Origin of the sequence: Bacillus paralicheniformis, from assembly GCF_001042485.2 — a bacterium.
In the GTDB taxonomy this organism is placed as follows: Bacteria; Bacillota; Bacilli; order Bacillales; family Bacillaceae; genus Bacillus; species Bacillus paralicheniformis.
This window is the reverse complement of the sequence record NZ_LBMN02000016.1, coordinates 145,994-171,691: the sequence shown is the minus strand read 5'-3', so window position 1 is coordinate 171,691 and position 25,698 is coordinate 145,994. Positions and strand designations below refer to the sequence as shown.

Genomic DNA, 25,698 nt, shown 5'->3' with positions numbered 1-25,698 from the left:
GCTTTGTTTGGACGAACATATTATTGTGGCGAAATAACGGAGAAGGCGATCGGAGAATCCATCGTTTTAAAAGGATGGGTTCAAAAAAGACGCGATCTCGGAGGCTTGATTTTTATTGACTTGAGAGACCGCACCGGCATTGTGCAGGTTGTATTTAACCCCGACGTTTCCAAAGACGCCCTTGAAACAGCTGAAAGCATCCGCAGCGAATATGTGCTTGACATTACAGGAAAAGTCGTTGCCCGTGAAGAAGCAACAGTCAATCCGAACTTGAAAACCGGAAGAATCGAAATCCAGGCGGAATCGGTCAATGTGCTGAGTGCGGCCAAAACGCCGCCTTTTGCGATCAGCGACCAGGCTTCAGAAGTGTCTGAAGACATCAGGTTGAAGCACCGCTATCTCGACTTGCGCCGTCCGGAGATGTTCAACACCTTAAAAATGCGGCATAATGTTACAAAAGCTGTCCGCAGCTTCCTTGACGACAACGGCTTTATCGATATTGAAACACCAGTGTTGACAAAAAAAACGCCTGAAGGAGCGCGCGACTATCTCGTACCGAGCCGCGTCCATGAAGGCGAATTTTACGCGCTGCCGCAGTCTCCGCAGCTTTTCAAGCAGCTGTTGATGGTATCCGGCTTTGACCGCTATTATCAAATCGCCCGCTGCTTCAGGGACGAAGATTTACGCGCCGACCGCCAGCCGGAATTTACGCAGATCGATATCGAAATGTCATTTATGAGCCAGGAAGACATCATGAAGCTCGCTGAAGAAATGATGGCGAAAGTCATGCTCGAAACGCACGGTGTGGACATTTCTCTGCCGCTGCCGAGAATGTCATATCAGGATGCGATGAACCTTTACGGATCCGACAAACCGGATACCCGCTTTGACATGCTGTTGACCGATGTATCAGAAAGCGTAAAGGATTCCGATTTTAAAGTGTTTGCGTCAGCTGTGGCAAACGGAGGCGCGGTTAAAGCGATAAACGTTAAAGGCGCTGCATCTAAATATTCGCGGAAAGACATTGACGCACTCGGCGAATTCGCCGCAAACTACGGGGCGAAAGGGCTGGCATGGCTGAAAGCTGAAGCGGACGGACTGAAAGGTCCGATTGCGAAGTTCTTCCAGGGCGAAAAACAGCAGGCGCTCATTGAAGCGCTTGACGCCAAGGAAGGGGACCTCATCCTCTTTGTCGCAGACCGGCTGGAAGTCGCCAATGACGCGCTCGGCGCGCTGCGCTTAAAGCTCGGAAAAGAATTGAATCTGATCGATGAAAGCTTGTTCAACTTTTTATGGGTCGTTGATTGGCCGCTTCTTGAGTATGATTCAGAAGAAGGACGTTTCTATGCGGCGCACCACCCGTTCACGATGCCTGTCCGGGAAGACCTTGATCTGGTCGACACGAATCCGGAAGACATGAAAGCGCAAGCCTATGATCTTGTCTTAAACGGCTATGAGCTGGGCGGCGGATCGATCCGTATTTTTGAAAAAGATGTTCAGGAGAAAATGTTTGCGCTTTTGGGCTTATCTGAGGAAGAGACGAAAGAACAGTTCGGCTTCCTGCTTGAAGCATTTGAATACGGGGCTCCCCCGCACGGCGGAATCGCGCTCGGCCTTGACCGGCTTGTGATGCTGCTCAGCGGCCGCACCAACCTGAGAGATACGATCGCATTCCCGAAAACGGCAAGCGCAAGCTGTCTGTTGATGGAAGCACCTAGCGAAGTGGACAGCGCCCAGCTCGATGAGCTGCACCTGTCAATCAACCGCAAAGTTCGACAGTAAATTGTAAAATATACGGCTGTACATCCCATTGAAAATCAAAGGGACGTATGATATCATTTTTAACAAATAAAGTCCTGATGTGTTTGTTGTACACCTAGTTTTGACCGAACATTTTTTTACTTGGGAGTTCGACGTTTCCAAATGGAGCAAATGCCTCTTCTCACTCGTGTGCTCAAGAGGACTTGCAAAGTTTGGAACAGAACACCCACCTGCCGAGAGCGGGATCAAAACGAAGGAATACGACAACGGCACAATCGGGACTTTTTTTGTGCTTGAAAAGGCCTTTTTCGGCCATACATAGGATAATCTATGAGGCGAAGCGAAAAAATATGACGGGAAAATGAAATAGACCGCTTGTTTAATCACCCGATTATGATAAGATACTATCGGTAACTGTTAATAAAGATGGAGTGAGATTCTTGTTACATCAGTTTTCGCGCAATGAATTAGCGATTGGAAAAGAAGGTTTAAATATTTTAAAAAACAGCACGGTCGCCGTTTTAGGCGTCGGCGGGGTCGGCTCTTTCGCCGCGGAAGCGCTCGCCCGTTCTGGTGTCGGCAGAATCGTGATGGTCGATAAAGATGATGTTGACATCACCAATGTCAACCGTCAGCTGCCGGCTTTACTTTCAACGGTCGGACAGCCGAAAGTTGACTTAATGAAAGCGAGAATCGCCGATATTAACCCGGAGTGCGATGTCATCGCTTTAAAAATGTTCTATACCGAAGAGACGTATGAACAGTTTTTTGCTTATGAACCGGATTATGTGATCGACGCGTCAGACACGATTCATTATAAAATTCACTTAATGAAAGAGTGCCTGAAGCGGGACATCAACATCATTTCAAGCATGGGAGCGGCCAATAAAACAGATCCGACAAGGTTCCAAGTGGCCGATATTTCTAAAACCCACACCGATCCGATTGCAAAAGTCATCCGGACGAGGCTTCGCAAGGAAGGCATTACGAAAGGCGTTAAAGTCGTCTTTTCTGACGAAAGCCCGATCGTGATCCGCGAAGACGTACGCCAAGTCGTTGGAAATGACGAGGCGAAAATCCGCAAAGCCCAGATGCCGCCGTCTTCAAACGCTTTTGTTCCGTCAGTCGCAGGCTTGATCATGGGCGGCCATGTGATCATGGAGCTTTTGAAAGATATTCCGATCAAAAGGGTGAAAGATAAGTAATACAAACGGCAAAGGTGCTGTCGTTTAAGATTGTTGACAAAATCCCAAAACTAAAAGCCGTTTTGGGATTTTGTCATTCTTTAAAGCTTAGCGTAAGGAAAAACAGCCTGTCCCCCATATGAAAAGGGAACAGGCTGTTTGTTATTTTTGTTTCATTAGCTTGTCATATACTTGTTTCAGCGCGAGCTCAAATTTTCCTGTCTGCTTCGGCTGATAGTAAACTTTGTTTTTCAGCGGATCAGGCAGGTACTGCTGTTTGACCCAGCCGTTCTCGTAATTGTGCGGATATTTGTATTCGATGCCTCTGCCAAGCTCTGCGGCTCCTTTATAATGGGCGTCTTTTAAATGGTTCGGCACATCGCCGATCTTTCCGGAGCGGACGTCTGACAGCGCTTCGTCAACCGCAAGGATCGCCGAGTTTGATTTAGGAGACAGGCAAAGCTCGATCACGGCGTTGGCGAGCGGAATCCTTGCCTCCGGAAATCCGATTCGTTCCGCCGTTTGAATAGCTTGAAGCGTTCTTCCTCCAGCCTGCGGACTCGCCAGGCCGACATCTTCATAGGCGATAACAAGCAGCCTCCGTGCAAGGCTTTCCAAATCCCCCGCTTCAATGAGCCTTGCCAGATAATGAAGTGCAGCATTGACATCAGAGCCTCTGATCGATTTTTGGAAAGCGGAAATGACATCATAATGCGCGTCTCCATCTTTGTCGTGGACAAAGCTTTTTTTCTGCAGGCATTCTTCTGCGATTTCCAATGTAATGCGGATGGTTCCTTCGCTGTTTTCCTTTGTGGACAATACGGCAAGCTCGAGTGCATTCAAAGCGGAGCGGACATCGCCGCCGCAGCCGCGGGCCATATGGTCAAGCGCTTCATCATCGAGGGCAACATCATACGAACCGAGGCCTCTGTGTTCATCCTCAAGCGCCCGTTTAATGGCCGCTTTGATTTGTTCAGAGTCTAATGGCTGCAGCTCGAAAATCTGCGTTCTGCTTCTGATCGCCGGATTGATCGCATGGTACGGGTTGGCTGTCGTCGCCCCGATCATGATAATCATGCCGTTTTCCAAATACGGAAGGAGAAAGTCCTGCTTGCCTTTGTCAAGCCGGTGCACCTCATCAAGGATTAAGATGACCTGCCCCGACATTTTGGCTTCGGCGGCAACGGCTTCCATGTCCTTTTTATTATTGATGACAGCGTTCAGCTTTCGGAAAGCGATGCTTGTGCTGCGGGCAATCGCCGTGGCGATCGACGTTTTGCCGATGCCCGGGGGGCCGTACAGAATCATAGATGAGAGGTGTTTGGCCTGCACCATCCGATGAATGATCTTTCCTTCTCCGACCAGATGATCCTGGCCGAGAACCTCTTCGATTTTTGTAGGGCGCATTCGAAATGCGAGTGGTTTCATGATTGATCTCTCCCGAATGTATTCTTTTTATAGAGTAACGGAAAAAAGACGATTAGAAAAGAAATGAATATGGCAAGCTGAATATAGGGCCGAAAATGAAAGTTTATATAAAGTGTGCTATAATAACCTGTAATCTATCAGAAGGGCAAGGCCGGAACCTTGCCCCAACCGAGTTTTTAATATATAACAGATGTTTGAAACCGACAGCCGGCTTGCACCGGTGTTTCATCTTGGAGAACGGCTAATGCCTTGATAGGATGTGCCGGGCGCCTTTGCGTCCGAACGGGACTCGGCTGCGCGCTTTTACCTCCTGCTAGGAACGCCGAGTGCTTCGTCTTGGTGAGAAAGGAGACTCGGCTAAAGGCTTTCGCGTCCTGCTAGGAACGCCGAGTGCTTCGTCTTGGTGAGAAAGGAGACTCGGCTAAAGGCTTTCGCGTCCTGCGAGGAACGCCGAGTAGCTTTGTTCTGGTGAGAAAGGAGACTCGGCTAAAGGCTTTCGGCTCCTGCGAGGAACACCGAGTAGCTTTGTTCTGGTGAGAAAAGGAGACTCGGCTAAGAGCTTTCGCGTCCTGCGAAAAACGCCGAGTACCTTCGTCCTGAAGGCATGATTTATTATAGGTTAGAGGTGTTTATTTTGAAAATATCAACTAAAGGCAGATACGGGCTGACGATTATGATTGAGCTTGCTAAAAAGCATGGGGAAGGCCCGACTTCTTTGAAAAGTATTGCTCAGACAAACGATTTATCGGAACATTATTTGGAACAGCTTGTTTCACCTTTGCGGAACGCAGGGCTTGTGAAAAGCATCCGCGGCGCGTACGGCGGCTATATTCTGGGTGACGAGCCTGAGGCGATTACGGCGGGCGATATCATTCGCGTTCTGGAAGGACCGATCAGCCCGGTGGAAGTGCTTGAAAATGAGGAGCCTGCAAAGCGCGAGCTGTGGATCAAGATTCGCGACGCTGTCAAGGAAGTGCTGGACTCCACGACGCTTGAAGACTTGGCCAGCTATACAGAGGGCGAGCAAGAAGCGTATATGTTTTACATTTAAGATCGAGGTGTAATGGCAGGATGGAACGGATTTACTTAGACCATGCAGCGACTTCTCCGACTGACCCCCGGGTAGTGGAAAAAATGCTGCCTTACTTAACGGAAAACTTCGGAAACCCTTCAAGCATTCATTCCTTTGGGAGGGAGAGCCGAAAATGGCTTGACGGCACGAGGGAGCTGATCGCTCGGGAAATCGGAGCGCATCCCAATGAAATCGTTTTTACGAGCGGGGGAACCGAAGCCGACAATATGGCGATTCTCGGAAACGCGCTGGCGAGAGAGCAGCAGGGCCGCCACATCATCACGACAAAGATCGAGCACCACGCCGTTCTGCATACGTGCAACAGGCTTGAAGAAATGGGATTTGACGTCACATATCTTGATGTCGACGAAAGCGGAAGAATCTCCGCCGAGCAGGTGAAAGACGCGCTGCGGGACGATACCATCCTGGTGACGGTAATGTATGGAAACAATGAAGTGGGAACGATTCAGCCGATAGATGAGATCGGCGATCTGCTAAAAGACCATCGGGCGCTGTTTCATACAGATGCGGTTCAAGCCTTCGGCTTTTTGCCGATTGATGTACGAAAAAACCGCATCGATATGATGTCAGTCTCCGGACATAAACTGAACGGGCCGAAGGGGACAGGCTTTTTATACGTCAACGAAAACGTGAAGCTCAGCCAGCTGCTTTTCGGAGGAGAGCAGGAACGCAAACGCCGGGCGGGAACGGAAAATGTCCCGGGAATCGCGGGACTCGGTGAAGCCGTTTTGCTCTCAGGTCAGGAAAGAGAAGAAAAATCGGCGCTTTACCGCCGGTTTAAAGACATCGTCATTCGTACGCTGGAAGCAGATGGCGTCTCCTTCGATGTGAACGGCAGCAGAGAGCACAGCCTGCCGCATATTTTGAATCTGTATTTTCCGGGAGTATCTGTTGAATCGCTGCTCGTCAATCTCGATATGGCGGGAATTGCAGTATCGAGCGGATCAGCGTGCACGGCCGGATCTGTGCTTCCGTCTCACGTTCTCTCCGCCATGTTTGGCGAGGAAGACGATCGGCTGACGTCATCCATTCGGATCAGCTTCGGCTTTGGCAATACAGAGGAGCAAGTGGAGCGGGCCGCGAAAGAACTTGCGGCAATTGTTCAGCGCCTGTCATAAATGTCGGGAAGCGACGCTCCGAGCTAAAGATTCGCCTCTTGCCCGATAATGATGATATGATCTGAAAGGACAAGTTTTTGAATTGATTTATTGGAGTTGATGAAAATGACGAAGCGGCCTGAAGATACACGGGTGGTCGTCGGAATGTCCGGAGGCGTTGATTCCTCTGTGGCGGCTTTGCTTTTGAAAGAGCAGGGCTATGATGTCATCGGAATTTTTATGAAAAACTGGGATGACACAGATGAGAACGGTTTTTGCACAGCGACGGAAGATTACGAAGATGTTATAAAGGTATGTAATCAAATCGGGATTCCGTATTATGCGGTGAATTTTGAAAAGCAGTATTGGGAAAAGGTTTTTCAATATTTCCTTGATGAATATAAAGCGGGCAGAACGCCGAACCCGGATGTGATGTGCAACAAAGAGATTAAATTCAAAGCCTTTTTGGAGCACGCTTTGTCACTTGGAGCCGATTATTTGGCCACCGGCCACTATGCGCGGGTCGACCGTACGGACGGGCGTGTTAAAATGCTCAGAGGGCTGGACGAAAATAAAGATCAGACCTATTTTCTAAACCAGCTGACAGAAGAGCAGTTAAGCAAAGTGCTGTTTCCGATCGGCGAGCTTCAAAAAAGCCGCGTCAGGGAAATCGCAAAAGAAGCGGGGCTTGCGACAGCTGCCAAAAAAGACAGCACAGGCATCTGCTTTATCGGAGAACGGAACTTCAAAACGTTTCTCAGCCAGTACCTTCCAGCACAGCCGGGAGAAATGCGGACGATGGAAGGCGAAGTCAAAGGCCGCCACGATGGTTTAATGTACTATACGATCGGACAAAGGCACGGCCTCGGCATCGGCGGAAGCGGAGACCCTTGGTTCGTCGTCGGAAAAGACCTCGAAAAAAACATCTTGTATGTTGACCAAGGATTCGACAATCCGCTTCTTTTCTCCGATAAGATCACGGCGACAAACGTAAGCTTTGTGCATGACGGCGTCTTCGGCGGCGAAGACGAGCTCACCTGCACGGCCAAATTCCGCTATCGCCAAGCCGATCACGAAGTCACTGTCAGAATGACCGGGACAGATGAAGCAGAGGTCGTCTTTAAAGAGCCGGTCCGCGCCGTTACGCCGGGACAAGCGGTTGTCTTTTACAGAGGCGAAGAATGCCTTGGCGGCGGAACGATTGATGATGTGTTTAAAGACGGACAACAACTTTGGTATGTATAAAACCGGGGCTCTGGATAACACCCCGGAGCTTCTCGAACGGCTGCCGGCAATGTCGGCGGCCTTTTTAAAATAGTTCGTGAAAGGGAGAGGGCTTTTGGATTACAATCAAATTGGAATAGATGCTATGCAAAAAGGCGACTTTGAAAAAGCCGCAGAAGCCTTTACAAAGGCAATTGATGAAAACAGCGGCGATCCGGTGCCTTATATCAACTTTGCTAACCTGCTTTCTGCAGTCGGCGAATTGGACAGGGCGCTTAAGTTTTACGACCGGGCGGCTGCTTTGGACGAGAAAGCGGGGGCAGCTTATTATGGAGCCGGGAATGTCTATGTCATGAAAGAGCGGTATCAAGAAGCGAAGGACATGTTTGAAAAAGCGCATTGGACGGGCATGGAAAACAGCGACTTATATTATATGCTCGGGACGACGCTTGTGAAGCTTGAGCAGCCGAAGCTCGCGATGCCGTATTTGCAAAGGGCCGCTGAGCTGAACGATGCGGATGTCGAAGCCCGTTTTCAATATGCGATGTGCCTTGCCAATGAAGGGATGCTGGACGAAGCGATCACGGAGTTTTCAAATGTAACTGAGCGCGACCCGTCCCATGCAGATGCTTTTTATAATTTAGGCGTTGCCTATGCGTTTAAGGAAGATCGGGAAACAGCGCTTGCCATGCTGAACAAAGCGCTGGACATTCAGCCGGACCATATGCTCAGCATTCGCGCCAAGCAGCTTTTGGAAGAAGCTTGATTATTCAAGGGCCGTCATGCCGGATTTTGAATGGAGAGGGGGATAACAGTGATGCAGCGCCATAACCCGGACCAAATCGAAATGGAAGAAGCTTCATTTGTAAAAGGAACGGTTGCGGCTGTCATTTATCATAATGAAACAAACCTGTATACCGTATTAAAAGTAAAAGTGGAAGAAACATCGGAGTCTTTTGAAGACAAAACCGTTTCTGTCACCGGTTACTTTCCTTTGATCCATGAAGACGATATCTACACTTTTTACGGAAAAACCGCCTCCCATCCGAAATTTGGCCTGCAATTTCAAGCGGATCATTTTAAAAAAGAAGTGCCGACAACGAAAGAAGGCGTGATCCAATACTTGGCCAGCGATTTATTTGAAGGAATCGGCAAGAAAACGGCCGAGGAAATTGTTAAAAAGCTTGGGGAAGGTGCGATCAACAAAATTTTAAGCGACGGCGCCGTCCTGTATGATGTTCCGAAGCTCTCCAAAAAAAAGGCGGATAAGCTTGCCGCTGCCCTGCAGCAGCATCAGGGGCTCGAGCAGATTATGATCTCCCTGAGCGAATTCGGTTTCGGCCCCCAGCTGTCCATGAAAATTTATCAGGCGTACGAAGCGGAAACGCTTGATAAAATCCGCGAAAATCCGTACCAGCTTGTCAAGGATGTCGAAGGAATCGGCTTTATCAAGGCGGACGAACTGGGCGGCAGAATGGGGATCTCAGGCAAACATGAAGAGCGGATCAAGGCGGCGATTTTATACACGGTTGAAGCGACATGCCTTCAAGAAGGGCATACGTACATAGACACGAGACAGCTCATCATCGAGACGCAAAAACTGTTAAATCAGTCTGCAGGTGATGAAAAAGTAACCGAGATGGATGTGGCGGACGCGATCATTTCTCTAGGGGAGCAAAAAGAGCTGTTCATTGAAGATGAAAGGTGTTACTATCCGTCCCTTTACTACGCTGAACAAAGCTTTGCCAAAAGGGTGCAGAAAATCGTCGGACAGACCGAATACGATGACCAGTTTCCCGAATCGGAATTCCTGCTCGCTTTAGGGGAGCTTGAAGAACGGATGAAAGTGCAGTACGCGCCAAGCCAAAAAGAAGCGATTCAAAAAGCGCTGATGTCGCCGATGCTGCTTTTGACAGGCGGACCGGGAACCGGGAAAACGACCGTCATCAGGGGAATCGTCGAGTTGTACAGCGAGCTGCACGGCTTAAGCTTAAATCCGGCTGATTACAAAAAGGATGAAACGTTTCCGTTTGTGCTGGCAGCACCGACCGGCCGGGCCGCTAAGCGGATGAGCGAGTCGACCGGGCTGCCGGCCGTGACGATTCACAGGCTTCTCGGCTGGAATGGAGCCGAAGGATTTACGCACGATGAAGACAATCCGATTGAAGGGCGGCTGCTCATCATTGATGAAACGAGCATGCTTGATATATGGCTCGCCAACCAATTGTTCAAGGCGATTCCCGACCGTATTCAGGTTATCATGGTTGGAGATGAAGACCAGCTTCCGTCCGTCGGTCCCGGACAGGTGCTAAGGGATCTTTTGGCATCGACTGTCATTCCTTCTGTCAGATTAACCGATATTTACAGGCAGGCTGAAGGCTCTTCAATCGTTGAACTGGCGCATGAAATGAAACAAGGAAAGCTTCCGGAAAACTTGACCGCGCCGACAAAAGACCGTTCTTTTATTCGCTGCCGCCAGCAGCAGATTAAAGAAGTCGTCGAAAAAGTCGTCAAAAACGCGCTGCAAAAAGGATATTCGGCCAGGGATATTCAGATTTTGGCTCCGATGTACAGGGGAGCGGCCGGCATCAATGAGTTAAACGCGCTTTTGCAGGGCATACTGAATCCCCCGAAGCCGAAAGGCAGGGAACTGAAGTACGGCGATGTCGTGTACCGTACCGGCGATAAAGTGCTCCAGCTCGTCAATCAACCGGAACACAACGTGTTTAACGGTGATATGGGTGAGATCGTCTCGATTTTTTATGCAAAAGAAAATACGGAAAAAGAAGATATGGCCGTCGTCTCTTTTGACGGGAATGAAATGACCTTTACAAAAAAAGATTTTAACCAATTTACGCACGCCTATTGCTGTTCGATCCACAAATCGCAGGGCAGCGAATTTCCGATCGTCATCCTTCCGGTCGTCAAAAGCTATTACCGGATGCTGAGAAGGAACTTGCTTTACACGGCCATCACAAGAAGCAAGAAATTCCTGATTCTGTGCGGGGAAGAAGAAGCCCTTGAATGGGGCGTGAAAAATAAGGAATCATCAGAAAGGCAGACATCGCTTAAAAGAAGGCTTCAGCAGGCGGCGCATGAAGAGGATGAAGAGCTCATGGCGCTGCAAAAAGAGCTGCCTTTCAGCGTCTATGACGCCAATATCGGGATGGAAGGCATTACACCTTTTGATTTTATGGAAAAGGAAGCAGAATAAGTGTTTTTCATGGAATCCATTTCATCGTATGAGTCGCGTCGCAACAGCAGATCATAAGAGTGTTCGTAAAAAGGTGGTTGATCACACTTTGAGAACATGCAATGAGCTGGAAGGACTCAATGTTTACGACAGACAATCTTTCCTCCCGCTTGGGGTGGTAACAGATATCTGTTTTTCTCACGAAGGGACATGTCTCGGATTGATTATGGAAGAGAAGCGGCGCTTTTACAATCCCCGTTCGCTTCTTCCGCTTCCCGCTGTCACCGAAATCGGACGTGACGGCGTATACGTTGATTTCACCGAATTCAAGCCGATGCAAGTTCCGAAGCAGAGTCTTTCTTATGACCAGATGAAACAAAAAATGGTCAAAAACGGAGCAGGAGACACGCTGGGCATGCTGGAAGATGTATACTTTTCTTCCGACACGGGCATAATCGTAGCATATGAACTATCAGACGGTTTTTTTGCCGATTTGTCAGGCGACAAAAAGCAGATTCACTCATCTGGGGAGCCGCTTGAAGTAGGCAGAAGCACAATCGTCTTGAACGAATAAGAGGTGTGTGTTCAAATGCTCGTTTGCCCGAATTGCAAAAGCAAAAACATCGGCAAAATCGGTGTAAATCAATATTACTGCTGGGGATGCTTTATTGAGCTGACCCTTTCAAAAGGAAAAATTTCGACTCATCAAGTCGAAGAGGACGGAACATTGAGCAGCCTGGACGATCTGTTTTCAGATGACGAACGAACGATTAACCTTTGAATGGAGGTTAGAAAGTTGAATCGTACAATGACTTCTCTCATTTCTTTAGGAGCCGGAGCTTTGATGTACTACATGGCGTCTCAGAACGATATGATGAACAAGCGAAACATGAGAAAGCTGAGAAGACGCGTCATGAAAATGTTTTAAGCAGAAGGGATACCCTTAAAAGGGTGTCCCTTTTTTCTTCGGGAATAATTACAAGCAGAAATCAAAAGCTAACAAGGGGTGAAAAAAATGCTGAAAAAACCGCTGCAGCTTTTAATGTGGGTCTCGATCTTCATGCTTTTGCTATTAACCGTCTATATCTTTTTGCAGCTGAGAATGATTTGGGAGCCTGTCTGCGTGCTGCTGAAGTCGATTCTGATCCCGCTTGTGATTGCGGTTTTTATCACCTATCTGCTTTTGCCTGTCGTTGAAAAGATACACCGGGCCGGCGTGCCGAGAACATTGAGTATTTTGCTGATTTATGTTCTGTTTTTTGCCGGTCTCGGCTACGCCTTTTACAAAGGGGTGCCGATTCTCATTAAACAGCTGACAGAGCTATCAGAGGGAATTCCGTTTCTTGCCGCATCTTACGAAAGCATGCTGGATCAGCTGCATCATCATACAGACGGCTGGCCCGACGGCATGCACGACAGGATCGACAGGTTCGTCAATCAGACGGAAGAATTCGTAGCAAGCTGGGTGGAACGGACGATCAGAAGCATCCGGTTCGTTTTTGATTATATGCTCGTGGCTGCGATTATTCCTTTTTTAGTATTCTACATGGTGAAAGATATTGATACGATGAAGAAGGCGGTATGGTATTTGACGCCTTCTTCATGGAGGGCGAGAGGCAGCGAATTCATCCGCGATGTTGATGATTCTCTTGGAGACTACATCAGAGGACAGCTTTTTGTCTGTCTTGTCATCGGCTTGGGAGCGAGCCTGTCATTTTGGTTTTTTGACCTGCCCTATCCGCTGATCCTCGGCCTTGTCATCGGCGCGACAAATGTCATCCCGTATTTCGGTCCCGTCATCGGCGCGATTCCCGCCGTCATGGTGGCTGCCGCTTTATCGACGAGGCTCGTTTTCGTGGTGATCATTACGATTTTGGTGCTGCAGTTTATCGAAGGCAATATTCTCGGCCCTCTTGTCGTCGGCAAAAGCCTGCATATGCATCCCGTCGTCATTATGCTTGGTTTGCTGGCGGGCGGGGAGCTTGCCGGCATCATCGGCATGATTCTCGCTGTGCCCGTCATGGCCGTTATCAAAGTGATGTTCGTCCATTTTTTAGCGGCAAGAAAAGCTTGAGCGGCAGAAGTTTGACATAACGGCTTCAGTTGTCTATAATTTCGAAATAGACATACATACGTATCTCGTTTGACGGATCCGAGTATACTGAAGCCCTGTTTGATAGAGAGAAGCTCCATTGCGGTGAAAGAGCTTTAACAGAAGATCAGTAGAAGCTAATCCTGAGTGCAGGCGAAAACCTGCCGTCTTCATCCGGCGTTATTCGGATATCAAGGTGATGGGCGTTTTGTTACGCGCATAATCAGGGTGGTACCGCGAGAGGAGCTCTCGTCCCTGTGTAAACGATGTTTGCATAGGGCGGGGGCTTTTTAATTTGCATGTGCATCATTAAAGGAGGAAAAAAAATAATGAAGACATTAACATCCGCACAAGTGCGCCAAATGTTTTTAGATTTTTTTAAAGAAAAAGGGCATGCCGTTGAACCGAGCGCCTCTCTTATTCCGCATGAAGATCCCTCCCTGCTTTGGATCAACAGCGGAGTCGCGACGCTGAAAAAATATTTTGACGGACGGGTTGTGCCGGAGAATCCGCGCATCTGCAACGCTCAAAAATCAATCAGGACGAACGATATTGAAAATGTCGGGAAAACAGCCCGCCACCATACGTTCTTTGAAATGCTCGGGAACTTTTCGATCGGCGATTATTTCAAAGAAGAAGCGATCGAGTGGGCCTGGGAATTTTTAACCGATCAAAAATGGATCGGCTTCGATCCCGAACGCCTGTCAGTCACGGTCCATCCGGAAGATGACGAAGCGTATGAATTATGGTCAAAAAAAATCGGCGTTCCTGAGGAACGGATCATCAGACTGGAAGGGAACTTCTGGGATATCGGTGAAGGCCCGAGCGGACCGAATACCGAAATTTTCTATGACCGCGGTGAAGATTATGGAAATGACCCGTCTGATCCGGAACTTTACCCGGGCGGGGAGAACGAGCGTTACCTTGAAGTATGGAACCTTGTGTTCTCCGAGTTCAACCACAATCCTGACGGAACATACACACCGCTTCCGAAGAAAAACATCGATACGGGGATGGGGCTTGAACGGATGGTATCTGTTATTCAAGACGCCAAGACGAACTATGATACGGATTTGTTTATGCCGATCATCAAGGCGACAGAAGCCATTTCAGGAGAAAAGTACGGAACATCTGCTGAAAAAGATACGGCATTTAAGGTTGTGGCCGACCATATCCGGACGGCTGCGTTTGCGGTCGGCGACGGAGCGCTTCCGTCAAACGAGGGGCGCGGCTATGTCATCAGAAGGCTGCTTCGCCGTGCTGTCCGCTATGCGAAGTCCATCAATATCAACCGTCCGTTTATGTATGAGCTCGTTCCGGTAGTTGCCGACATCATGGCCGCATTCTACGGCGAAGTCAAAGAAAAAGCGGACTTTATCGCGAAAGTCATCAAAACAGAGGAAGAACGCTTCCATGAAACATTGCACGAGGGCTTGGCGATTCTCTCAGAAGTGATTCAAAAGGAAAAAGCAAAAGGAAACCGCATCATTTCCGGGGAAGATGTCTTTAAACTGTATGATACGTATGGATTCCCTGTTGAACTGACCGAAGAATACGCCGAAGATGAAGGCATGGAAGTCGATCATGACGGATTTGAGCGCGAGATGGACAAGCAGCGCGAACGGGCCCGGCAGGCGCGCCAGGACGTCGGCAGCATGCAGGTTCAAGGCGGCGCTCTCCGCGATATCATGACAGAAAGCGAGTTCATCGGCTATTCCGATATCAAGACGGAAACGAAAATCGCCGAGCTTCTTCAAGACGGGGAACTTGCCGACCTCGTTCAAGAAGGCAAGAAGGTTCAGTTTATCCTGGAAAAAACCCCGTTCTATGCTGAAAGCGGCGGACAAATCGGTGATAAAGGCTGGGTTAAAAGCGGGGATGCCGCTATTCGCGTCACAGACGTTAAAAAAGCGCCGAAAGGCCAGCACCTCCATGAAGGGATCGTGGAAAGCGGCGCAATTAAAAGAGGCATGAGCGTGACCGCAGAAGTCACGGAGCGGCTCAGAAAAGACATCGTCAAAAACCATACCGCGACACACCTGCTTCATCAGGCGCTGAAAGATGTGCTCGGTACGCATGTCAACCAGGCCGGCTCGCTAGTCACTGACAGCCGTCTGCGCTTTGACTTCTCTCACTTTGGACAGGTGACTAAGGAAGAACTCGAACAAATTGAAACAAAAGTGAACGATAAAATTTGGGCATCGATTCCTGTGCAAATCGACTTAAAACCGATTGATGAAGCGAAAGCGATGGGAGCCATGGCGCTGTTTGGCGAAAAATACGGAGACATCGTCCGCGTCGTTCAGGTCGGCGACTACAGCATCGAGCTGTGCGGAGGCTGCCACGTGAGAAACACAGCTGAAATCGGCCTCTTTAAGATCGTGTCCGAATCAGGCATCGGGGCCGGCACCCGCAGGATCGAAGCGGTAACAGGGCAGGGCGCTTACGAAGAGATGAACGCCAAACTGGAGCTTCTCGAGCAGGCGGCAGAAGTCCTGAAAACCAACGTGAAGGAAGTTCCGAAACGGATCGAAGCGCTCCAGTCTGATCTGAGAGAAGCTCAGAGAGAAAACGAATCTTTATTGGCGAAACTGGGAAATAAAGAAGCCGGAGAGATTTTAGAAAAAGTAAAAGAAATTGACGGAATCAAACTGCTCGCAGAAAAAGTGAATGCCAAAGATATGAATCACCTGCGCACAATGGTTGACGATCTGAAGGCGAAACTGGGCTCAGCCGTCATCGTTCTCGGGGCGGTTCAAAACGAAAAAGTGAATATTTCCGCCGGAGTTACAAAAGATTTAATAGAGCGGGGTTTCCACGCAGGCAAGCTTGTCAAGCAAGTCGCAGAAGCATGCGGAGGCGGCGGAGGCGGCCGTCCGGACATGGCGCAGGCGGGAGGAAAACAGCCTGAGCGGCTTGCTGAAGCATTAGCATCTGCGGAAGAATGGGTAAAATCCGTTTTATAAATAGCCGTTGTGGTGTAGAATGGTGATTAGAAGGTAATCAGGCTGAAACTTTGCCTGCGAATTTGGGAAAGAGGTGCAAAACGGTGAGCTCATTTGATAAGACGATGAAATTTAACTTTTCCGACGATTCGATGGAAACCAATGTAAATGAAGTGCTGATAACCGTCCATGATGCGCTTCAGGAAAAAGGCTACAACCCGATCAACCAAATTGTCGGATATCTGCTATCAGGAGATCCCGCTTACATTCCAAGGCATCGAGATGCACGTAACCTGATTCGGAAAATAGAAAGAGACGAGATAATCGAAGAATTGGTTAAATCGTACTTAGAACAGCATAAAGAGGCGTAAACAAGCATGCGAATATTAGGTCTGGATTTAGGTTCGAAAACGCTCGGCGTAGCGCTGAGTGATGAAATGGGCTGGACGGCTCAAGGGATAGAAACGATTAAAATCGACGAGGCGGGCGGTGACTACGGCTTGAACCGCCTCGCCGAATTGACGAAAGACTATGTGATTGACAAGATTGTACTCGGTTTTCCCAAAAACATGAATGGAACCGTCGGCCCGAGGGGGGAAGCGAGCCAGAAGTTCGCGGAAGTGCTTGAAGAAACGTTTCAAGTTCCCGTCGTGCTTTGGGACGAGCGCCTCTCGACAATGGCGGCCGAAAGAATGCTGATTTCAGCAGATGTAAGCAGGCAGAAAAGAAAAAAAGTAATTGATAAAATGGCGGCCGTGATGATCCTTCAAGGATATCTCGACAGCCTAAACTTATGAGGTGATCAAGATGGAACACGGAGAAAAAAACATTACGATTGTAGACGACAAAGGAAACGAACAGCTGTGTGAAGTGCTCTTCACATTTGACAGCGATCAGTTTAACAAGTCATACGTGCTTTATTATCCGGTTGAAGCACAGGACGAGGAAGAGATCGAGATCCATGCTTCAAGCTTCGTACCGAATGAAGCCGGAGAAGACGGCGAACTGATGCCGATTGAAACAGAAGAAGAGTGGGATATGATCGAAGAGACGCTGAACACGTTTTTAGCGGATGAAGACGAAGAAGAATAAAGCAGCGGCTGAACCGCTTGGCAAAATCCTAAAACTTAAACCGTTTTAGGATTTTGTCATTTTTAAATGGGCATCTTGCAATCATTTGCGCCCTGCTGCCGACAGGCGGCTTTTTTTATTAAATCTTTTTGTAATAAATTGCCGAATGATAACGAATCATGTAGTATAGACCGTGGGAGGAGAGGAGGACACCAATGTTTGAAGATCAGACTAAGAAACCGTTTATAAAAAGACTCCTTAAACATAGAATAAAGTTTTGGCTGACTGTGGCCGCGGTTCTGCTGATTTTAACCACAGGCGCTGTTTCGCTCTACATCAAATCGGCGCTCGAACCGGTCGATAAAAATAATGCAAAAACGGTCAGCGTCTATATTCCGGAAGGATCGACCGTTACGTCGATCGCCGCCAAACTGAAAAAAGAGGACTTAATTAAAAACGAAAAAGTATTTATCGCTTATGTGAAATTTAAAAATGCCTCCGGCTTTCAAGCTGGGAATTTTCAGCTCAGCCAGGCGATGGATGCGGCCGGCATGGTCAAAAAGCTGACAAGCGCTTCGCATGTACCGGCATTTAAAATTACCGTTCCTGAAGGGAGGCAGCTCCAGGAAATCGCAGCTATCATCGCCGGACAAACCAACTACTCGGAAGCGGACATTATGAAAAAGCTGGATGACCGCGAATTCATCAGCCGATTAAAACAGAAGTATCCGAAATTGATCACCGACGACGTGCTAAACAAGAATATCAAGCATCCGCTTGAAGGATACCTGTATCCTGCGACATATCCGTTTTACGACCCTGAGACGAAGCTGGACGCAATCATCGAAGCGATGATCAAACAGACAGATCAGCTGGCTGAAAAGTATGAAAAGCAGATGAAAGACAAAAAGATGTCCGTCCACAAAGCCTTGACGATGGCTTCGTTAATTGAAGAAGAAGCTACCGAAAAAGCGGACCGGCACAAAATTTCAAGCGTCTTTTACAACCGCATCAGCAAAAACATGCCATTGCAAACGGATCCGACCGTTTTATATGCGCTGGGAGAACATAAAAACCGTGTCATGTACAAAGACCTTGAAGCGGATTCCCCGTATAATACGTACAAACATACCGGTCTTCCGCCCGGGCCGATTGCGAACGCGGGAGAAAGCTCCTGGGAAGCGGCCTTAAATCCGGAGCAAACAGACTATGTCTATTTCCTTGCAAAGAAAAATGGGGAAGTCGTCTTTACAAAAACGCTTGAAGAACACAATAAAGCAAAAGCCAAATACATTACGAACACGCAGGACGAGGAAAAAGGAGAGTAAAAATTACTCTCCTTTTATTCGCAAATACAAAGGTTTTATGATAAAATATATCGGGTTGTTTATTGAGAAAAGACAGTCGACTGCTTTAGGAGAGTGCTGCACATCTGACCTAAGGCTCTTTTTTATGAAAGGGAGGCCATCTGCCCGTGAAGATTGGACACGAAGAATTGACCGGCTATCTTGAAAAGCTGCTGAAGCAAAGGCCGGCTGATATTATGAAACTGGAGGCCTATGCCGAAGAGCATGGCGTGCCCATTATGGAACCGACAGGAATCGAAGTGCTCCTGCAGCTTCTTTCACTTAAAAATCCGAAAAAAATTCTTGAAATCGGTACCGCCATCGGTTATTCGGCGATTCGGATGGCACTTGCCCTTCCCGAAGCTGAAATCTTTACGATCGAGCGCGATGAAGACAGGTATCGGGAAGCGCTGAAAAACATCCGGTCATTCCAGCTTGAAAACAGAATTCACGTGTTCTTCGGCGATGCGCTCAGCGAATCGGACGCCGTTCAATCGATGGCTCCTTATGATGCGCTTTTTATCGATGCCGCAAAAGGCCAGTATCAGAAGTTTTTCAGTATATATGAAAAAATGCTCGCCGATGACGGCATCATTTTTACTGACAATGTCCTTTTCAAAGGCCTTGTCGCATCAGATTACAATCAGATCGAAAACAAGCGCATCAAAAAGCTTGTATCGAAAATAGATCATTACAATCATTGGCTGATGGAGCATCCTGACTACCACACGGCGATCATGCCTGTGGGCGACGGATTGGCCGTCAGCCAAAAAAGAGGTGAACGGATATGAAAAAACCTGAACTGCTTGTGACGCCGACGGCTGTTTCGGATATTAAGCCTTTGGCAGAGGCAGGCGCCGATGCGTTTATCATCGGTGAACAAAGGTTCGGTCTGCGTTTAGCCGGGGAGTTTTCCAGAGAGGAAGTAAAAGAAGCCATCATTCAGGCTCATCAAAAAGGCGCAAAAGTATATGTTGCGGTGAATGCGATTTTTCACAATGACCGGGTGCCAGAACTGAATGACTACCTTTCTTTCTTGGCAGAGGCAGGCGCCGATGCGGTTGTCTTCGGCGATCCCGCTGTACTTATGGCTGCACGGGAATCAGCGCCGAATATGAAACTTCACTGGAATACGGAAACGACCGCAACCAACCATTATTCCTGCAACTATTGGGGGCGAAAGGGCGCGAAGCGCGCGGTGCTCGCAAGAGAGCTCAACATGGACAGCATCGTTGAGATTAAAGAGAAAGCAGAAGTCGAGATCGAAATTCAGGTTCACGGCATGACATGTATGTTCCAGTCAAAGCGCTCCCTGATCGGCAACTATTTTGAATACCAGGGAAAAGTCATGGATATCGAAGGAAAGAAAAAAGAAAAAGGCATGTATCTTCATGATAAAGAACGCGGTAACAAATATCCGATTTTCGAAGACGAAAACGGCACGCACATCATGAGTCCGAATGACGTCTGCATCATTGATGAGCTTGAGGATTTAATCGATGCCGGCGTCGATTCATTTAAAATTGAAGGGATTTTAAAATCGGTCGAATACATGACTGAGGTAACGGCCATGTACCGCGAAGCCATCGACCTTTGCATCGCAGACAGAGAAGCATACGAAGACAAGAAAGAAGAATGGATCGAGCGGATTGAACAGCTGCAGCCTGCAAACCGCAGCATCGATACCGGATTCTTTTTCAAAGAAACAGTATACTAAAAGGAGGGATAGCCATGTCTGCAGTAAAAGATAAAATTTCCAAAATCGTTGATGGAAAACGCGTCATTACGAAAAAGCCAGAACTTCTTGCTCCGGCGGGAAATTTGGAAAAACTGAAAATCGCTGTCCACTATGGCGCAGACGCTGTATTTATCGGCGGACGTGAATATGGACTCCGCTCAAACGCAGATAACTTTTCAATTGAAGAAATGGCTGAAGGTGTCGAATTTGCGAAAAAATACGGCGCCAGAATTTATGTGACGACAAACATTTTTGCGCATGAAGAAAATATCGACGGGCTAGAAGACTATTTGCGCGACCTCGAGGGAGCAGGCGTGTCAGGCATTATCGTCGCTGATCCCCTGATCATTGAAACATGCCGCAGGGTCGCGCCGAAGCTGGAAGTGCATTTGAGCACCCAGCAGTCCCTTTCAAACTGGAAAGCCGTTCAGTTCTGGAAGGAAGAAGGCCTTGAGCGGGTCGTGCTCGCGCGCGAAACGAGCGCACTTGAGATCAGAGAAATGAAAGAAAAAGTGGATATTGAAATCGAAACATTCATACACGGTGCGATGTGCATCGCTTATTCCGGCCGCTGCGTGCTCAGCAACCATATGACGGCCAGAGACTCTAACCGCGGAGGCTGCTGCCAGTCATGCCGATGGGACTATGATTTGTATCAGACGGACGGGGCGAATGCACTGCCGCTATATGAAGAAGGCGATGCACCGTTTGCGATGAGCCCGAAAGATCTGAAGCTGATCGAATCGATTCCGCAAATGATTGAAATGGGTATTGACAGCCTGAAAATCGAAGGCCGGATGAAATCGATTCACTACATTGCGACAGTCGTCAGTGTGTACAGAAAAGTGATCGATTCTTATTGCGCTGACCCCGAAAATTTCGTCATCAAAGAAGAATGGCTGAAAGAACTGGACAAATGCGCCAATAGAGACACGGCGCCTGCTTTCTTTGAAGGAACGCCCGGATATGAAGAGCAAATGTTCGGCGTTCACGGCAAAAAGACAACATACGACTTTGCCGGACTTGTCCTTGATTATGATGAAGAGACAAAAATGGTCACGCTCCAGCAGCGGAACTTCTTTAAAACCGGAGATGAAGTCGAATTTTTCGGTCCGGAAATCGAAAATTTCACATGCAAAATTGACACGATATGGGACGAAAAAGGCAATGTGCTTGATGCAGCCCGCCATCCCCTGCAGATCGTCAAATTTAAAGTGGACAACAAGATATATCCTAGCAACATGATGAGAAAGGGGCAGTAATGGCATGGGGAAAAAACCGGTAGTTATCGGCATAGCGGGAGGCTCCGGATCTGGAAAAACGAGCGTCACCAGATCCATTTATGAACAGTTTAAAGGGCATTCGATCTTGATGCTGGAACAGGATTTATATTATAAAGATCAGAGCCATCTGCCGTTTGAAGAGCGGCTGAACACGAACTACGACCATCCGCTTGCATTTGATAATGACTATTTGATCGAGCATTTAAATGAATTGCTTGCCTACAAGCCGATCAAAAAGCCGATTTACGATTACAAGCTGCATACGCGTTCAGAGGAAGTCGTGCACGTCGATCCGAAAGATGTTATTATTTTGGAAGGAATCCTTGTCCTCGAGGATGAAAGGCTCCGCGACTTAATGGACATCAAGCTGTATGTCGATACGGATGCCGACCTGCGGATCATCAGAAGGATGGTCAGAGACATAAAAGAAAGAGGACGTTCGATCGATTCTGTCATCGAGCAGTACATCTCAGTCGTCAGACCGATGCATAACCAGTTTGTCGAACCGACGAAACGCTATGCCGATATCATTATTCCGGAGGGCGGACAAAACCGCGTCGCCATCGACCTGATGGTAACAAAAATACAAACTATTCTTGAACAAAACGCGATTTTATAATAACATAGCATAGACAAACACAACTCTGACCATATTATGTATAGAAATTGAAGGGTTCTCATCCTGAGCCCTTCTTTAACTGTATAAGCACCATTTACCGGAGCCTTCCATCCGGTTTATATGATACTTTACAAATATGGGAGAGAAGAAGGGGACAAGGGTTGTCCTCATTCTTGTATATTCAAGTCTATACCTCACATACAAGTGATGAGGAACCAACTAGAAGGAGTGAAGGAACATGGCACAAGAGAAAGTATTTCCTATGACAGAAACGGGAAAGAAAAAACTGGAAGAAGAACTTGAGTATTTGAAAACGGTTAAACGTAAAGAAGTTGTTGAACGTATTAAAGTGGCAAGAAGCTTCGGAGACCTCTCCGAAAACTCCGAATACGATTCAGCAAAAGAAGAACAAGCTTTTGTAGAAGGGCGCATCACAACCCTTGACAATATGATCCGCAACGCAAAGATCATCGAAGACGATGGTGCAAACTCAGATATCGTCGGCCTCGGAAAAACCGTTACATTTACGGAGCTTCCTGACGGTGAAGAAGAATCTTATACCATTGTGGGCAGCGCGGAAGCCGATCCGTTTGAAGGAAAAATCTCGAACGATTCCCCAATCGCGAAAAGCCTTCTCGGCAAACAGGTCGGGGACGAAGTGACCGTTCAAACACCGGGCGGCGAAATGCTTGTAAAGATTGTGAAAATTTCATAAAATTTGTTTAGCAAACGATGACCTCGTCCACAATGTGGATGAGGTGTTTTTATTATGAAATGGCAAAAGCGCATGAAGTGGGTGTCGATTATCATTTCGGCTGCCCTGTTATTTCTGCTGATCAGGCTCGCTGAAATTCAACTGTTTTTTACCGAATCCTTTTCTAAACGGAATGTGAACTTAATCCAGGAAAGCGTCAAACAGCGCACTGAGGAAGTTCGGATTTCAGACGGGAGAGGATCTTTTTTAGATCGGAACGGCGAACATTTGTCCGTCACCCAAAAACCGGCCATCGTCTTATTTCCTTTTTTAAAACATCAGCCATGGCCGGCCGAAGAAGCAGCCGAAATTTTAAACATGACAAAAGATGAGCTCGAGAATAAGCTTGAGCATGCGAAAAAACCTGTGATTCTTACAAAACATGAAGGAGCGTCCATTTCAAAGACGGCTCTCGAAAAAATCAATAAACTGAAATATCCCGGCGTTTACGGCGTATACATAGAAGAAACAGAAAAGAACAGGCTGGCTTCGCATACGCTCGGTATGACCAATCAAGACCCGGACCTTCTCCGACGAAAATATCCCGATAAAGAGGGCCTCTCCATCAGCACGAAAATCGGCACCTTCGGCATGGAGCGGACATTTGATGAATTCCTGCTGCCTGAACAAGATACAAAACTGTTGTATCATGTGGACGGATTGGGAAACCCTTTGTTCGGTATGGACGTCAAATATACGGCAGATGCAAATCCGTTTTACCCGCTGCAAGTCAAAACAACGATCGACAAAAAGGTTCAGCGGGCAATGGAAGATGTACTGGCTGACCATCAGCTTGATAAAGGCGGAGCGGTTCTGATTGACATCGAGACGAACGGCGTGGCGGCGATTGCGAGCAAGCCCGATCTCAACATGGCATTGCAAAAAACAAGGCAAAACTATATGCTGACACCGGTATATCCCGGCTCGGTTTTTAAAACCGTGATTGCTGCGGCAGCGATCGAAAACGGCTTGGACCATCCGTCAAAAACCTTTAACTGCAATTTGAACCTGTACGGTGAGGCCGGAGAAGACAAAGGGAAGCTCAGCTTGGAAGACAGTTTTGCGGAAAGCTGCAACTACACGTTTACAAATCTTGCTGGGCAGCTCGTTGAAAAAAACAGCTCCGTGATCGAAGATACCGCCGCAAAGCTTGGGCTGACCGGACGGGTCGGCTGGGAAGGGAAACTGTATCATGAAGATGAGTTCAGACAGTTTCATTATGAAACTGCCGGATCAATCTGGGGGGATGAAAAGGACAAAAAAGTCAAAAAAGCTGTAGCCCAGACCGCCATCGGCCAAAAAAATGTGAAGCTGACCCCGTTGGAAATCGCCAACATGATGGCGACCATTGCAAGAGGCGGAGAGAAAAAACAAGTCAAGATCGCAGACCAGATCGAATATAAAAACGGCACATTGATGACGGCTTTTAAAGATCACAAGCTCCCCGGAGAGAAAATCGATCAGTATACCGCGCAAAAGCTGCAGAAACTGCTCAGAAAAGTCGTCACGTCTGAAAAGGGGACAGGCCGGCGCTTCAGAGATCTTCCGTACGAAGTAGCGGGCAAATCGGGCACAGCTCAGACAGGCCGGACGGCAGATGACAAAAAATCGCTCTATCATAAATGGTTCGCAGGTTATTTTCCGGCGGACAAACCGAAATATGCGCTCGTCGTCGTCCATATGGATACGCCGGATAGCAAGGCTGCGACAAATGCCGTATTTTATGATATTGTTAAAAAAGTATATGAAATTGAAAAGAACCAGACATAGAAGAATGCCTCAGGTGATGATAAAATAGAAAGCGAGGCAAGAGGGAAAAAGGAGTGCAATGAACTTGAGCGAAACAAGGGAATCTCGTTTTGAAAATCGTGATAAGCGCAGGAAAGCGAATCTTGTGCTTAACATTTTAATAGGCATCGTATTGGTATTAATCGTTGTCGTCGCCAGCAGTCTGATGATGAACAGCCCGAAGGAGCAGGCGCAGCAAGATGCTTCGAAAAACGATTCTGAACAGACGACAGAAGCACCTGCTTCCGACAATAAGAAACAAACGTCTGACGAAGATGTAAAAGATGAGGACAAAGGAAAAAGCGATTCTGCCGACAAAGAAGACAGCGATTCCGACTCGGACAAGGATAAAGACTCTGTTTCAGACGAGGACAAATCAACATCAGATGATCCGTTTGAAGGAGCCGAAGTGAAAGAAGGCGGTTCAAGCGCCAATGTTGAAAAAACGATCATCAATCCTGACTGGAAGCCTGTCGGCACACAACAGAGCGGACAGCATACCGCAACATATGATTCGTCTTCACAAGACTGGAAAGAAATGCTTGAAGCCATTTCATATGCGACAGGGGTTTCCCAGGATAACATGACGTTGATCTGGCTCGGAAACAACGGCAGCCCGCAAGATGCGAAAGGAACCATTCAGGCGAAGGACACCGGCGTCAAATACCAGGTAGCCATTACTTGGGTTGACGGGAAAGGCTGGAAGCCGACAAAAGTTGAACAGTTGAAATAAAGAAAAAAGCGTCCGGTTTTAACAACCGGGCGCTTTTTTTTATGATTCGGCTTTAAAATGCACGACTGCGCTGTAGTGGATCCGTCCGTCAATGACCGCCGTCTGATGGGAAACCGAATGGACCCTCAGCAAAAGCGCCTGGTTGTTTTCAATCTGCTGACTGATCTTTTTTTCAAGCTCCTCTAAGCTCAGCGCCTCAAAAAACTCAATTTTATCTTTGATCAGATCGAGCCCGAAGTTCATAAACCAATCCTCCATTCGTTTCAAGTCATTTTTTATTAAAGCAAAGAAGCGTCCGGGTGACAAGGGAAATATAACCAAGCCTTTTTTGTACCCAAAACGAATGACT

General features: G+C 47.8%; 25 protein-coding genes and 1 other RNA gene. 24 read left to right on the top strand and 2 right to left on the bottom strand.

Translation table 11 applies throughout. The annotated features are described in order from the left end of the window. The first annotated feature begins 3 nt into the window (after window positions 1-3). The 3 genes from aspS (at window position 4) to ACH97_RS12935 (ending at window position 2,966) form a co-directional block, all read left to right on the top strand. Window positions 4-1,782, top strand: a complete 1,779-nt coding sequence (gene aspS / locus ACH97_RS12940; protein ID WP_057957844.1) for an aspartate--tRNA ligase — start codon at window positions 4-6, stop codon at window positions 1,780-1,782. A 68-nt stretch (window positions 1,783-1,850) separates the two neighbouring features. Continuing rightward, window positions 1,851-2,047, top strand: a non-coding RNA gene (ssrS, locus tag ACH97_RS22950) — 6S RNA. A gap of 154 nt (window positions 2,048-2,201) precedes the next feature. Beyond that, window positions 2,202-2,966 carry a tRNA threonylcarbamoyladenosine dehydratase gene (locus tag ACH97_RS12935; protein WP_020452405.1) on the top strand — a complete coding sequence of 255 codons (765 nt, stop codon included), beginning with the start codon at window positions 2,202-2,204 and terminating at the stop codon, window positions 2,964-2,966. A gap of 141 nt (window positions 2,967-3,107) precedes the next feature. Here the strand turns inward: ACH97_RS12935 and ACH97_RS12930 are convergent, their stop codons facing one another. Continuing rightward, window positions 3,108-4,373 (bottom strand): replication-associated recombination protein A, encoded by a 1,266-nt coding sequence (locus tag ACH97_RS12930; RefSeq protein ID WP_048350766.1) that lies wholly within the window; start codon window positions 4,371-4,373, stop codon window positions 3,108-3,110. 634 nt (window positions 4,374-5,007) lie between these two features. Between ACH97_RS12930 and cymR the strand changes: the two genes are divergently transcribed. The 21 genes from cymR to ACH97_RS12830 all read left to right on the top strand — a co-directional run bounded on the left by cymR (window position 5,008) and on the right by ACH97_RS12830 (window position 25,349). Next, the gene (gene cymR, locus ACH97_RS12925) at window positions 5,008-5,424 is read left to right on the top strand and encodes a cysteine metabolism transcriptional regulator CymR (RefSeq protein ID WP_023855382.1); all 417 of its coding nucleotides are present in this window, start codon (window positions 5,008-5,010) and stop codon (window positions 5,422-5,424) included. A 20-nt stretch (window positions 5,425-5,444) separates the two neighbouring features. After that, window positions 5,445-6,584, top strand: a complete 1,140-nt coding sequence (locus tag ACH97_RS12920; protein ID WP_020452402.1) for a cysteine desulfurase family protein — start codon at window positions 5,445-5,447, stop codon at window positions 6,582-6,584. A 105-nt stretch (window positions 6,585-6,689) separates the two neighbouring features. Then, on the top strand, window positions 6,690-7,808 hold the full coding sequence (gene mnmA / locus ACH97_RS12915) for a tRNA 2-thiouridine(34) synthase MnmA (protein ID WP_020452401.1): 1,119 nt from the start codon (window positions 6,690-6,692) through the stop codon (window positions 7,806-7,808). A gap of 94 nt (window positions 7,809-7,902) precedes the next feature. Further along, on the top strand, window positions 7,903-8,553 hold the full coding sequence (locus ACH97_RS12910) for a tetratricopeptide repeat protein (protein WP_020452400.1): 651 nt from the start codon (window positions 7,903-7,905) through the stop codon (window positions 8,551-8,553). 51 nt (window positions 8,554-8,604) lie between these two features. Beyond that, on the top strand, window positions 8,605-11,001 hold the full coding sequence (recD2, locus tag ACH97_RS12905) for an SF1B family DNA helicase RecD2 (protein WP_020452399.1): 2,397 nt from the start codon (window positions 8,605-8,607) through the stop codon (window positions 10,999-11,001). An 88-nt stretch (window positions 11,002-11,089) separates the two neighbouring features. Next, entirely contained in the window at window positions 11,090-11,554 is a 465-nt protein-coding gene (locus ACH97_RS12900; protein WP_020452398.1) for a PRC-barrel domain-containing protein, read from the top strand. A gap of 15 nt (window positions 11,555-11,569) precedes the next feature. Further along, window positions 11,570-11,761, top strand: a complete 192-nt coding sequence (locus ACH97_RS12895) for a hypothetical protein (protein ID WP_016885531.1) — start codon at window positions 11,570-11,572, stop codon at window positions 11,759-11,761. 15 nt (window positions 11,762-11,776) lie between these two features. Continuing rightward, window positions 11,777-11,908, top strand: coding sequence for a YrzQ family protein (locus ACH97_RS22945; RefSeq protein ID WP_003183926.1), 132 nt, complete (start codon window positions 11,777-11,779; stop codon window positions 11,906-11,908). A gap of 87 nt (window positions 11,909-11,995) precedes the next feature. After that, entirely contained in the window at window positions 11,996-13,054 is a 1,059-nt protein-coding gene (locus tag ACH97_RS12890) for an AI-2E family transporter (protein ID WP_020452397.1), read from the top strand. Between the two features lie 347 nt (window positions 13,055-13,401). Further along, window positions 13,402-16,038, top strand: a complete 2,637-nt coding sequence (alaS, locus tag ACH97_RS12885; RefSeq protein WP_020452396.1) for an alanine--tRNA ligase — start codon at window positions 13,402-13,404, stop codon at window positions 16,036-16,038. Window positions 16,039-16,121: 83 nt separating this feature from the next. Next, complete coding sequence (locus ACH97_RS12880) at window positions 16,122-16,388, top strand: IreB family regulatory phosphoprotein (protein WP_003183920.1); 267 nt, start codon at window positions 16,122-16,124, stop codon at window positions 16,386-16,388. Between the two features lie 6 nt (window positions 16,389-16,394). Further along, the gene (gene ruvX / locus ACH97_RS12875) at window positions 16,395-16,814 is read left to right on the top strand and encodes a Holliday junction resolvase RuvX (protein WP_020452395.1); all 420 of its coding nucleotides are present in this window, start codon (window positions 16,395-16,397) and stop codon (window positions 16,812-16,814) included. 10 nt (window positions 16,815-16,824) lie between these two features. After that, entirely contained in the window at window positions 16,825-17,109 is a 285-nt protein-coding gene (locus ACH97_RS12870; RefSeq protein WP_016885528.1) for a DUF1292 domain-containing protein, read from the top strand. 194 nt (window positions 17,110-17,303) lie between these two features. After that, window positions 17,304-18,416, top strand: coding sequence for an endolytic transglycosylase MltG (mltG, locus tag ACH97_RS12865; protein WP_020452394.1), 1,113 nt, complete (start codon window positions 17,304-17,306; stop codon window positions 18,414-18,416). A gap of 146 nt (window positions 18,417-18,562) precedes the next feature. Further along, window positions 18,563-19,225, top strand: coding sequence for an O-methyltransferase (locus ACH97_RS12860; RefSeq protein WP_048350719.1), 663 nt, complete (start codon window positions 18,563-18,565; stop codon window positions 19,223-19,225). Beyond that, window positions 19,222-20,151 carry a peptidase U32 family protein gene (locus ACH97_RS12855; RefSeq protein ID WP_023855373.1) on the top strand — a complete coding sequence of 310 codons (930 nt, stop codon included), beginning with the start codon at window positions 19,222-19,224 and terminating at the stop codon, window positions 20,149-20,151. The genes ACH97_RS12860 and ACH97_RS12855 overlap by 4 nt, the downstream gene beginning before the upstream one ends. A 14-nt stretch (window positions 20,152-20,165) precedes the next feature. Next, complete coding sequence (locus tag ACH97_RS12850) at window positions 20,166-21,434, top strand: peptidase U32 family protein (RefSeq protein ID WP_020452391.1); 1,269 nt, start codon at window positions 20,166-20,168, stop codon at window positions 21,432-21,434. A 4-nt stretch (window positions 21,435-21,438) separates the two neighbouring features. Next, window positions 21,439-22,074, top strand: coding sequence for a uridine kinase (gene udk / locus ACH97_RS12845; RefSeq protein ID WP_020452390.1), 636 nt, complete (start codon window positions 21,439-21,441; stop codon window positions 22,072-22,074). A 238-nt stretch (window positions 22,075-22,312) separates the two neighbouring features. After that, window positions 22,313-22,789, top strand: a complete 477-nt coding sequence (gene greA, locus ACH97_RS12840) for a transcription elongation factor GreA (RefSeq protein WP_020452389.1) — start codon at window positions 22,313-22,315, stop codon at window positions 22,787-22,789. A 54-nt stretch (window positions 22,790-22,843) separates the two neighbouring features. Next, complete coding sequence (locus tag ACH97_RS12835) at window positions 22,844-24,598, top strand: peptidoglycan D,D-transpeptidase FtsI family protein (protein ID WP_048350534.1); 1,755 nt, start codon at window positions 22,844-22,846, stop codon at window positions 24,596-24,598. Between the two features lie 58 nt (window positions 24,599-24,656). After that, window positions 24,657-25,349 carry a YrrS family protein gene (locus ACH97_RS12830; RefSeq protein ID WP_048350535.1) on the top strand — a complete coding sequence of 231 codons (693 nt, stop codon included), beginning with the start codon at window positions 24,657-24,659 and terminating at the stop codon, window positions 25,347-25,349. Between the two features lie 39 nt (window positions 25,350-25,388). On the opposite strand, the gene ACH97_RS12825 is transcribed toward ACH97_RS12830, so the two are convergent. Then, window positions 25,389-25,592: a YrzA family protein gene (locus ACH97_RS12825; RefSeq protein WP_023855370.1), complete on the bottom strand. Its 204-nt coding sequence runs from the start codon at window positions 25,590-25,592 to the stop codon at window positions 25,389-25,391. Between the last annotated feature and the right edge of the window lie 106 nt (window positions 25,593-25,698).